The sequence below is a fragment of the Arthrobacter sp. 3Tela_A genome, assembly GCF_049311025.1.
Lineage (GTDB): Bacteria > Actinomycetota > Actinomycetes > Actinomycetales > Micrococcaceae > Arthrobacter_B.
The window spans coordinates 1-10326 of sequence record NZ_JAXIOM010000088.1; the positions used below are offsets into that span (position 1 = coordinate 1).

9 protein-coding genes and 1 pseudogene are annotated in these 10326 nt (G+C 65.8%); 8 read left to right on the top strand and 2 right to left on the bottom strand.

Annotated features, from left to right (window positions below):
• Window positions 1–38: 38 nt before the first annotated feature.
• The 5 genes and pseudogenes from TVC13_RS17375 to lpdA all read left to right on the top strand — a co-directional run.
• Window positions 39–1001, top strand: a pseudogene (locus TVC13_RS17375) (carboxylesterase family protein); the annotation flags it as partial.
• 52 nt (window positions 1002–1053) lie between these two features.
• Window positions 1054–2691, top strand: coding sequence for an ABC-F family ATP-binding cassette domain-containing protein (locus TVC13_RS17380; protein ID WP_422402390.1), 1638 nt, complete (start codon window positions 1054–1056; stop codon window positions 2689–2691).
• Between the two features lie 123 nt (window positions 2692–2814).
• Window positions 2815–3060, top strand: coding sequence for a hypothetical protein (locus TVC13_RS17385; RefSeq protein WP_422402391.1), 246 nt, complete (start codon window positions 2815–2817; stop codon window positions 3058–3060).
• Between the two features lie 204 nt (window positions 3061–3264).
• Window positions 3265–4782, top strand: a complete 1518-nt coding sequence (locus TVC13_RS17390) for a carboxylesterase/lipase family protein (RefSeq protein ID WP_422402392.1) — start codon at window positions 3265–3267, stop codon at window positions 4780–4782.
• Between the two features lie 46 nt (window positions 4783–4828).
• Window positions 4829–6229: a dihydrolipoyl dehydrogenase gene (gene lpdA / locus TVC13_RS17395; protein WP_422402393.1), complete on the top strand. Its 1401-nt coding sequence runs from the start codon at window positions 4829–4831 to the stop codon at window positions 6227–6229.
• Between the two features lie 39 nt (window positions 6230–6268).
• On the opposite strand, the gene TVC13_RS17400 is transcribed toward lpdA, so the two are convergent.
• Complete coding sequence (locus tag TVC13_RS17400; RefSeq protein ID WP_422402394.1) at window positions 6269–7021, bottom strand: pyrimidine reductase family protein; 753 nt, start codon at window positions 7019–7021, stop codon at window positions 6269–6271.
• On the bottom strand, window positions 7018–7971 hold the full coding sequence (gene folP, locus TVC13_RS17405; protein WP_422402395.1) for a dihydropteroate synthase: 954 nt from the start codon (window positions 7969–7971) through the stop codon (window positions 7018–7020). The genes TVC13_RS17400 and folP overlap by 4 nt, the downstream gene beginning before the upstream one ends.
• 95 nt (window positions 7972–8066) lie before the next feature.
• Here folP and TVC13_RS17410 point away from each other — a divergent pair, with 95 nt between their 5' ends.
• The 3 genes from TVC13_RS17410 (at window position 8067) to TVC13_RS17420 (ending at window position 10228) form a co-directional block, all read left to right on the top strand.
• Window positions 8067–9155: an ATP-dependent DNA ligase gene (locus tag TVC13_RS17410; RefSeq protein ID WP_422402396.1), complete on the top strand. Its 1089-nt coding sequence runs from the start codon at window positions 8067–8069 to the stop codon at window positions 9153–9155.
• A 119-nt stretch (window positions 9156–9274) separates the two neighbouring features.
• On the top strand, window positions 9275–9550 hold the full coding sequence (locus tag TVC13_RS17415; RefSeq protein WP_422402397.1) for an SDR family oxidoreductase: 276 nt from the start codon (window positions 9275–9277) through the stop codon (window positions 9548–9550).
• A 231-nt stretch (window positions 9551–9781) separates the two neighbouring features.
• Window positions 9782–10228, top strand: a complete 447-nt coding sequence (locus TVC13_RS17420) for an acyl-CoA thioesterase (RefSeq protein ID WP_422402398.1) — start codon at window positions 9782–9784, stop codon at window positions 10226–10228.
• The last annotated feature ends 98 nt before the right edge of the window (window positions 10229–10326 follow it).

Below are 10326 nucleotides of genomic sequence, written 5' to 3' on the forward strand. Positions count from 1 at the left end.
CCGGGTAGGGGGCCCGCCGAACCCCCGCGGCGTGGGGGGCCGACCCGGAGAACGTGACCCTGTTCGGGGAGTCCGCCGGTGCGGCAGCTGCCCTGACCCTGATGTGCGTCCCGGCAGCTGCCGGGCTGTTCCACCGCACCTTCCTGCAGAGCCCGGCCCCTGCGGCAGCGTACGGAACTGATCTCGCGTCGGCATGGGCGGGGGAGTTCCTGGAACTGCTGGGAACCGGCCCCGGCGGCGCCGCTGAACTGCTCTCCAGCCTCCCGGCATCCGCACTGGTGAAAGCACAGGAGGAACTGAGCAGCAGAATCACACCCGAAGCCCGCCCGGGCGCGCTTTGCCCCTCCCCGGTGGTGGACGGATCCTTCCTGCCGCTCCACCCGCTGGAGGCACTGGCAGAAGGCCGCGCCCACAAAGTCCCTATGGTGATCGGCACCATGGAAAACGAAGGGGCGCTGTTCAGTAAACTGCACGACATCCTGCCCACGTCCCCGGAACGGATCGAGAAGATGTTCGCGCTGACGGACCCGGGCAGCCGGGACCGCGTCACCGCTGCCTACCGCGGTTACCCCCACCGCCGCCAGGCAGTGGAACTGGGCGGCGACGCGGTGTTCTGGTATCCCAGCATCCAGGCGGCCCAGGCCCATGCCGACCACGCACCCACCTGGTCCTACCGGTTCGACTACGCACCGCGGGCGGCACGCGCGGCCGGTCTGGGGGCTACGCACGGTATGGACCTGCTGGCGGCCTTTGGTACCTACGATGCCGGCACGGGCCGGATGCTGCTAAGCATGGGCAACCGCCGGACGGCAATGAACGTGGGCCACAGGTTCCAGTCAGCGCTGCTGCGCTTTGCCCGCAGCGGTGCCCCTGGACCCATGTGGCCGAACTACGAATCAACGTCACGCCGCACCAAGATTTTTGACCGGTACGACCGGATCGAACTGGATCCCCGCTCGGTCCGCCGGCACGCGTGGAACGGTTACCAGGGCTACCGCTAGCCCGCTCTCCGCCGGTCCTTGGGCATGCCCCCGGCCGCCTAAGATTGAAGGCATGACCGCCACTCTTGTAGCCCGCAATCTATCCGGCGGTTACGCCCACCGTGTTCTCTTCTCAGGCCTCTCGCTGACTGTTGCTCCCGGAGACGTCGTGGGTGTGGTCGGCTCGAACGGAGCAGGCAAGTCCACGCTGCTGAGGCTGCTTGCCGGTGCGGCAGCGCCCTTTGAAGGCAGCGTCGAGCGCCACCCAACCGATGCTTTTGTGGGGTGGATGCCCCAGGAACACGAGCGTGTGGCAGGCGAAACCGTGGCAGGGTACATTTCCCGCCGCACCGGAGCGGCTGCCGCCACCGCGGCCATGGAGGCCGCTGCGGAAGCTCTTGAATCAGAGTCGGTGCAGGCCCAGGATGAGTACGCCGCAGCCCTGGACACCTGGCTCGCCTCCGGTGCCGCCGACCTGGAAGAGCGGATGCCCGCGGTCCTGGCGGAGCTGGGACTTGACCTAGGCCCCGACGCGCTGATGACCGGACTCTCCGGCGGCCAGGCAGCCCGGGTCGCCCTGGCGGCGCTGCTCCTGAGCCGCTTTGACATCGTCCTGCTCGATGAGCCGACGAATGACCTGGACCTGGACGGGCTGGCCAAGCTGGAGGAGTTCGTCCGCGGGCTTCGCGGCGGCGTCGTGCTGGTTTCCCACGACCGCGAGTTCCTGGCCCGCTGCGTCACCCGGATCGTGGAGCTGGATCTGGCCCAAAACCAGGTGGCCGTGTACGACGGCGGTTATGACGCCTTCCTGGAGGAGCGCGCAGTAGCCCGGCGCCATGCCCGGGAAGCCTATGACGAATTCGCCGGGCGCAAGGCGGAGCTGGTGGCTAAGGCCCGGACCACCCGCGAATGGAGCTCCCAGGGCGTGCGGAACGCCATGCGCAAGTCTCCGGACAATGACAAGATCCGCCGCCGGGCGAGCATGGAGTCCTCGGAGAAGCAGGCCCAGAAAGTCCGCCAGATGGAGTCACGCATCGCCCGGCTGGACGAGGTGGAGGAACCACGGAAGGAATGGCAGCTTCAGTTCTCGATTGCGGCAGCTCCCCGCTCCGGCTCGGTGGCGGCCGTCCTGAATGAAGCCGCAGTACGGCGCGGGGACTTTGCCTTCGGTCCGGTTTCCCAACAGGTAAACGCCGGCGAACGGATAGGCATCACCGGCCCCAACGGGGCGGGCAAGTCCACCCTGCTCGCACTGCTGCGCGGAACACTGGCCCCGGAACAGGGAACGGCTTCGCTGGGCGCCGGAGTCGCTCTGGGCGAGATCGACCAGCTGCGTACCCAGCTCGCGGCAGGAGAACCCCTCGCAGCAGCATTCGAGGCCTGCGTTCCGGAAATGAACGCAGGGGAAGTCCGGACCCTGCTGGCCAAGTTTGGCCTGAAGGCAGACCAGTCGGGAACCAAGGTCGGTGCACTCTCCCCGGGAGAGCGGACCCGCGCGGCACTTGCCTTGCTCCAGGCCCGCGGGGTGAACCTGCTGATCCTGGACGAACCCACCAACCACCTGGACCTGCCTGCGATCGAGCAGCTTGAGGAAGCGCTGGAGTCCTACACCGGGACATTGCTGCTGGTCACCCACGACCGCCGGATGCTCCAGAATGTTCGCCTGGACCGGCTGTGGCGGGTGGAACAAGGCACTGTTGCAGAACATTAAGCGCACGGGAAGCGCCCGCAGCGAACAACTGCAGGACTTGGCTCCGGTGTGATAAAAGTTCTCTAAGGGCGGCAGCTGCCACTTCACGGCAGTTCCGCCGCTTCACGGGGGAAAGAAGTTGCGATGGCTTTGATGAGCGCATCACTGCGTGCCCAGCCGGGGTCTCAGCGGTCTCAGGGGAAAAGTGTTGCCACCACCCCTGCTGCACTGCGCCGGATGGATGCGGCCGTACTCCTGTCTGTCTGGATGCTGTGCGTCCTGACGGACTGGGACACGACGGCCAAGGTCCTGCTGAACGTGGCCGCCGTGGGGCTGCTCTGCCTTAAGGAAGTGGCCGTGCACCGCCATCTCCTGCGCCGCACCGGCTAATCACCCGTTCTGCCGCCGCGCCACCGGATTCCATGGCGCCGGTTTCTGCGGTGCCGGATTCAGCTCCGGACCGGAGGCCGAACTGGCGGGCTCTGGTTCACTGCTGCCCTGAGGTCTATCGTGGAGAAGCGCGGAACCGGACCCTGGAGCCCTGCCGGGCTTAGGTTCCCCAGGCCGCGCCGCCCGGTGGAAGCAGGTAAGCGAATGTCCCTGGACATATCAGCACTCGACGTGGAAACAGCACACGGCTGGGTGCGCGGCATCGTGGAAGACGGGGTGCGCACCTGGCGCGGGATTCCCTACGCCGCACCTCCGCTGGGAGAGCGGCGGCTGCGCGCCCCGGTACCTCCCGAGCCCTGGACGGGAGTTCGTGATGCTTCGGAGTTCGGGGCGATTCCGCCGCAGTCCCGCGGGCTGGCTCTGACCGGTTCCCGCCGGCGGCCGCTCATGAGCGAGGACTGCCTGACTGTGAACGTCAGCGCCCCGCTGGACCAGGACCAAACCGGACTGCCGGTGCTCGTCTACCTGTACGGCGGCGCGTTCAGCTCCGGCTCCTCAGCGGTGCGCACCTACCGCGGGGCAAACCTGGTGCGGACCGGGGAAGTAGTGTACGTCTGCCTCAACTACCGCATCGGCGCCCTCGGGTTCATGGACTTCACCGCCTTTTCAACTCCCCAGCGGCAGTTCGATTCAAACCTGGGCCTGCGGGACCAGGTCGCGGCGCTGGCCTGGGTACAGGAAAACATCGCGGCGTTCGGCGGAGATCCGGACAACGTCACCATTTTCGGAGAATCAGCCGGCGGCATCTCCGTCACGGCACTTATGTGCATCCCGTCCGCCGCGCCCTATTTCCACAATGCCTTTGCTCAGAGTCCTGCGCCGGCCGGGGCCTACTACCCGGACATGCACGAGCGGTGGGCGCTGGATCTGCTGGAAATCCTGCGGGTGGACGAATCCCGCGCCGCCGATGCGCTCTCCCGCATCCCGGCGGCAAAGCTGGTCAATGCCATCCAGAAGATGACTACGAAGATCGGCCCGGTGCAGCAGCCGGGATCGCTGAGTGTTTCACCTGTGATCGACGGCGAGTTCCTGCCGCGGCACCCCATTGACACCTACCTGGACGGGGAATCGGCGCCCAAACCCCTGGTCCTGGGAACCATGGCCCAGGAAGGTGCACTGTTCGCCAAGCTGGACAACATCCTGCCCTCAACCCCGGCCCGGCTGGAGCGCATGTTCGCCGGCACGGACCCTTCCGCCCTGGAGCGCGTCACCGCCGCCTATCCGGGGTATCCGTCGCGGGACCAGTCCGTGGAAATCAGCGGCGACCTGGTCTTCTGGTACCCAAGCCAGATGGTCGCCGAAGGCCATTCCAGGGTCGCCCCCACCTGGATCTACCGGTATGACTACGCCACGCGGCTGATGAATCTTCTGGGCTTCGGCGCCACCCATGCCTTCGACGTTCCGGTCATTTTCGGGGAAACCAACGAGCGGACCATGCGTGCGCTGTCCCTGCTCGGCGGCATGGATGAACTCCGCGAACTCTCGGCACGATTCCAGGGTTCCCTCCTCAGCCTGGCCCACCGGCACCTGCCCGGCGAAGACTGGCCGCGGTATGAGGAGGAAAACCGCCTCACACGGGTCTTCGACCGGCAGGACCGGATCGAATCCGACCCCTTCCCGGAGCGGCGCCGCGCCTGGGAGGGGTACCGCGGCTACATCTGAGCCGGTACTGTTCCACAAGCCTTATGTCCACGATTGAGGAGCCAGCATGAGTGCACATTACGACGTCGTTCTCCTGGGAGCCGGGCCCGGCGGCTACGTTGCCGCCATCCGCGCCGCGCAGCTGGGTCTCAGCGTTGCAGTGATCGAGGAGAAGTACTGGGGAGGGGTCTGCCTGAACGTTGGCTGTATCCCGTCCAAGGCACTTCTGCGCAACGCGGAGCTTGCACAGATCTTCACCCGCCAGGCGGATACGTTCGGGATGCACGGCGATGTGAGCTTTGATTACGGAGCAGCCTTCGACCGCAGCCGGCAGGTGGCTGATGGCCGGGTCAAGGGCGTTCATTTCCTGATGAAGAAGAACAAGATCACTGAGTACGACGGCCACGGGGTCTTCAAGGACGCCCACACCATCGAAGTGGCTCTTTCGGACGGCAAGACCGAGGAAGTCACTTTTGAGAACGCAATCATTGCGACCGGGGCCGCCGTCAAGCTCCTGCCGGGAATCGAACTGAGCGAGAACGTCGTCACGTATGAGACACAGATCCTCAGCCGTGACCTGCCCAAGAAGATGGTGATCGTCGGCGCCGGCGCCATTGGCATGGAATTCGGGTACGTGCTGCGCAGCTACGGCGTGGACGTGACCATCATCGAGTTCATGGACCGTGCCCTGCCGAACGAGGACCCGGACGTGTCCAAGGAACTCACCAAGCAGTACAAGAAGCTGGGCATACCGATCCATACCTCGGCGAAGGTGGAGACGGTTACGGACAACGGCAGCTCCGTCACGGTCACCTACACGGACAAGAGCGGGAACCAGCAGTCAATCGACGCCGACCGGGTCATGATGTCCGTGGGCTTCACCCCGCGGCTGGACGGCTATGGCCTGGAAAGTACCGGCGTGGAAGTGACGGACCGCGGCGCAATCGCCATTGATGACTACATGCGCACGAGTGTCCCCAACCTCTACGCTATCGGCGACGTGACCGCCAAACTGCAGCTGGCCCACGTCGCGGAAGCCCAGGGGGTGGTGGCGGCGGAAACCATTGCCGGTGCGGAGACCATGCCGCTGGGGGACTACCGCATGATGCCGAGGGCGACGTTCTGCCAGCCGCAGGTGGCCAGTTTCGGACTCACCGAGGCCCAGGCCAAAGACGAGGGACACGACGTAGTGGTCAGTACCTTCCCGTTCACTGCGAACGGAAAGGCACACGGGCTGGGAGAACCTGTGGGTTTCGTGAAGCTCATCGCGGATTCCGCTTATGGGGAGCTCCTCGGCGGGCACCTGATTGGTCCGGATGTGTCCGAACTGCTCCCGGAACTGACTCTCGCCCAGAAATGGGACCTCACGGCGTCAGAACTGGCCCGCAACGTCCACACGCATCCAACGCTCAGTGAGGCCCTCCAGGAGGCGTTCCACGGCCTGACGGGACACATGATCAACTTCTAGAGGAGAACCCGGGCAGCAGGGCCACCCGGACAGGCAGGCTCAGGCCGTGCAGTACCGGAGCAGCAGCGTGTCCCCGGAGCACAGGACGTGCTTCAGGCGCAGGGGCTCCAGCCGGGTTTCCGGCGCTCCGGCAGTGATCCGCCCTGCCGCGCCGGCGGTGAAGACCGGGGCAAGTGTCAGGCAGAGCTCGTCCACCAGGCCCGCCGCCTGAAACGAGCCGAAGAGCTGCGGCCCGCCCTCGCACAGGACACGGCGGTGGCCGCGCCGGGCCAGCACAGCCGCTGCCTGCCCTGGGTCAACGGTCCGCGCCCCGGCAACCACAACGTCCGCTACCCTTTCCAGGGCTCTCCGGCGGGATTCCGGTGCCGCGGCAGCAGTGAGAACCAGCGGGCGCACGGGTGCCTGCCGAAAGAACTCCGGGTCCAGATGAAGGGAAGCGGAGACGACGGCGATGCCGGGATGGGCGGTGAGCCCGCGCCGTCTGCGCTCCGACTGGGCCTGCACGGAGAGCAGCTCACCGGCATAACCCTCCGCCCGAACGGTCCCGGCACCCACCAGGATGAGGTCCGCGGTGGAGCGCAGCAGGGCAAAAACCCGGCGGTCGGCGTCGTTGCCCAGTTCCCCTGACCGGCCGTTAAAGCTCACTGCACCGTCAACCGAGGTGATGAAGTTGAACCGGAAGCAGGGCCGGCTTCCTGCGTCGGGCACCGTGTCCCAGGCATAGGCGTCAAGGAGCTGGCCGTCATCAAGTTCCTTCTTTGATCCGGCAGCGGTGATAACGGCAGCACTCACGGAGCGGGCTCATTCACGTCGCCCATGTTGTGCCGCAGGCGCACCGGTTCGCGCCAGCCCAGGACAGCCTCGGTCATCCGGATGGCCCGGGATGCAGCCTGGACGTTGTGCATCCGCAGGATCCGGGCACCGTTGAAAATACTTGCAACAGCTGCTGCCAGGGACCCCTCGACCCGCTCCGACTTGGGCTCATCCAGCGTTTCACCAATGAAGTCCTTGTTGGACACAGCGGCCAGCACGGGGAAGCCGATCCGGGCAATCTCGGCGAGCCTGCGCGTCAGTTCCAGGGAATGCAGGGTGTTCTTGTTCAGGTCGTGTCCCGGGTCAATGATGATCTTCTCCGGAGCTACCCCCAGGTCCTGGGCGTAGCCGGCCCTGCTGTGCAGGAACTCCGCGACCTCGGCCACCACATCCGTGTACTGCGGCCGGGGATAGACCGTGCGCGGCGCAGCCAGGCTGTGGGTGATAACCAGGTGCACGCCGGACTGGGCAGCAACCCGGGCCAGCTGGGGGTCATGAAGTCCGGTGGTGTCGTTGATGACGGTCGCACCGGCTTTGATAGCCTGTTCCGCCACCGCAGGATGGAACGTATCGGCGGAAATAACGACGTCGGAGGCTTCCCGGACCGCACGGATCACGGGAACTATCCGGGCGGCTTCTTCGGCGGTGTCCAGGGCCGGCCCCGGAGCGAACGGCACCCCGCCAATATCAACCCAGTCGGCGCCGTCGTGCACTGCCTGCAGCGCCGCATCAATTGCCGCCTGCTGCCCGAAGGTGCGGCCGGCATCGTAGAACGAATCCGGCGTGCGGTTGACGATGGCCATCAGGGCCACCTGCCGGCGGAAATCCAGTACCCGGTTCCCGATCCGGTGAACCGGATGAAGCAGCGGGGGATCAAAGTGGCCGGCACCAAAGGCGGTGCGCCGGCCGGTGGTGCTGTTCAGACTCATAAATGCATCTTACGGTGGTGGTCAGCCACGACCGGCGTGCTGCCTGTAAGGTGCCGCCGGAACCCGTACGGTCCCAACTGAGGAAGGCCCAGCCCATGGAACTGCCGCTGTCCCCGCCCGTTGCCCCTATGCTGGCCAAGCCGGCCGCCGGCGTCCCCGCGGGCAGCTACGCCTATGAACCCAAGTGGGACGGATTCCGGGCGCTGGTGTTCAGGGACAGGAACGAGGTGGAGATCCTCAGCCGCAACGGCCGCAGCCTGAACCGCTACTTCCCTGAGCTTCTTGAGGCGTTTCGGCAGGGGCTGCCGTCCCAGTGCGTGGTGGATGGAGAGATTATCCTCATCAGCGCTGACGGCCGGCGGCTGGACTTCGACCTGCTGCAGCAACGGATCCATCCGGCCGAAAGCCGCGTTGAGCTGCTCGCGGAGCAGACACCGGCGTCGTTCGTAGCGTTTGACCTGCTGGCACTGGGCGGCCGGGACCTGACCGGTGATCCTTTTCAGGAACGCAGGGAAGAGCTCGAATCCGTCCTGGGCGCGGCGGACGGACGGCTGCACCTGACCCGGCAGACCCTGGAGGCGGACACGGCTCAGGACTGGTTCGAACGTTTCGAAGGGGCAGGACTGGATGGAGTGGTGGCGAAACCCCTGGGCGGGCAGTACGAACCCGGAAAACGGGCCATGACCAAGGTCAAGCACCGCCGTACCGCTGACTGCGTAGTGGCGGGATACCGCGTCCATAAAACGGGGGAAGACCGCATCGGCTCGCTGCTGCTCGGTTTATACGACGACGGCGGGAACCTGGCCAATGTGGGAGTCATCGGAGCTTTCCCCATGGCACGGCGCAGCGAGCTCTTCACCGAGCTGCAGCCCCTGGTGACCTGGGACCCGTCACATCCCTGGAACGCCGGGGAACCGGCCCCGGGTTCCCGGACACCACGCAGTTCCGAAGGCAGCCGCTGGACCGGCAACAAGGACCTGTCCTTCACCCCGCTGCGCCCGGAGCGGGTGGTCGAGGTGGCCTACGACCACATGGAGGGACCGCGGTTCCGGCATCCGCCGAGTTTCCTGCGCTGGCGGCCGGACCGGGATCCGGAGAGCTGCGGCTATGGCCAGCTGGAGGAGCCAGTGAAATATGACCTCGCCGATGTACTGCAGAAACCGGGAGGCACGGCGAATCCTTGACACCCCAGGCCGCGCGGTGGGCACCGAAGACGCTGCCCGTGCTGTTGGTGCACGGATGGTGCGTGGCATAGTGAAAAAGTCTTCCGCTGTCCTCGATCATCACCCTCTCGCGGGAAAACGTGACAGCAGAGCAGCCGGAGCTGCTGGTGGAAGCAGCCAACCAGCGGCTCCGGATCCATAGTGAATTTGGCCTCACAGGCGGCCTGCGCGGATCGATTGGGGGAGCTGCGTACACTGCCGCCAAGCATGCAGTTATCAGCATGACCCGCAGTGAGGCCTACACGTACACACCCCGCGGAGTCCGCATCAATGCGGTCGTACCGATGCCCACCCGGAACTCGCTGGACTCGAACTATGGATTCCCGGGCGGACTGGGCCCTTTGCCGGCCGCGTAGCTGGTTCCGGCGGACCTGGAAGCCGCCTCGGTGGCCGCCCCTATCGCTTACCTGCCCAGTGACGACGCCGTTGCCGTGACCGGCTCGATCCTTCCCGCCGGCGAAGGCTGGAGTGTGGGATAGCGCACCGGAAATCCTCCGCTGGCGCGGTTGTTCCAGCCATCATGAAGGGCGGTGCGCGCACTCACACCCGTCACGGAAGGGCGGTTCTGCGGGGATAACCTGAGAATCATGGAATCTGGCGACATCAATTTTCACACCCGCAAATGGGTCAGGCCTGAAGACCTGAACGCAAACGGAACACTGTTCGGCGGCTCGCTGCTGCGGTGGATCGACGAAGAAGCAACCATCTATGCAATTCTGCAGATGGGCAACGGGCGGGTCGTCACCAAGCTGATGTCCGAAATCAACTTCGTGAGCTCCGCGCAGCAGGGCGATCTCATCGAAATGGGACTCTGCGCCACCAAGTTCGGCAAGACGTCACTGACGATGCGCGCTGAGGTGCGGAACATGATTACCCGCTCCAGCATCCTGACCATCGAACGCATTGTTTTCGTCAACCTTGACGAAAACGGCCGCCCGGCGCCGCACGGTTACAGCACGGTCACTTTCAACCGCGACCGGCTGCCGACCCATCATCTGCCGGCCTTCCCGCCGAAGTCCGAGCCGCAGTTCTAGACGCGGTTCCGGACCGCAAAGGAAGCCACCTCGTACGCCCCGCGGCGCCCAGGCCCGGGGGGGCGGGGGGGCCAACCCGCCGGAAAGGCCCCGGGGGG

Excerpts from the sequence above, each read along its gene's own strand:
- TVC13_RS17380 (WP_422402390.1), top strand. The coding sequence starts at position 1,054 with ATGACCGCCACTCTTGTAGCCCGCAATCTATCCGGCGGTTACGCCCAC.
- TVC13_RS17385 (WP_422402391.1), top strand. The coding sequence starts at position 2,815 with ATGGCTTTGATGAGCGCATCACTGCGTGCCCAGCCGGGGTCTCAGCGG.
- TVC13_RS17390 (WP_422402392.1), top strand. The coding sequence starts at position 3,265 with ATGTCCCTGGACATATCAGCACTCGACGTGGAAACAGCACACGGCTGG.
- lpdA (WP_422402393.1), top strand. The coding sequence starts at position 4,829 with ATGAGTGCACATTACGACGTCGTTCTCCTGGGAGCCGGGCCCGGCGGC.
- folP (WP_422402395.1), bottom strand. The coding sequence starts at position 7,971 with ATGAGTCTGAACAGCACCACCGGCCGGCGCACCGCCTTTGGTGCCGGC.
- TVC13_RS17410 (WP_422402396.1), top strand. The coding sequence starts at position 8,067 with ATGGAACTGCCGCTGTCCCCGCCCGTTGCCCCTATGCTGGCCAAGCCG.
- TVC13_RS17420 (WP_422402398.1), top strand. The coding sequence starts at position 9,782 with ATGGAATCTGGCGACATCAATTTTCACACCCGCAAATGGGTCAGGCCT.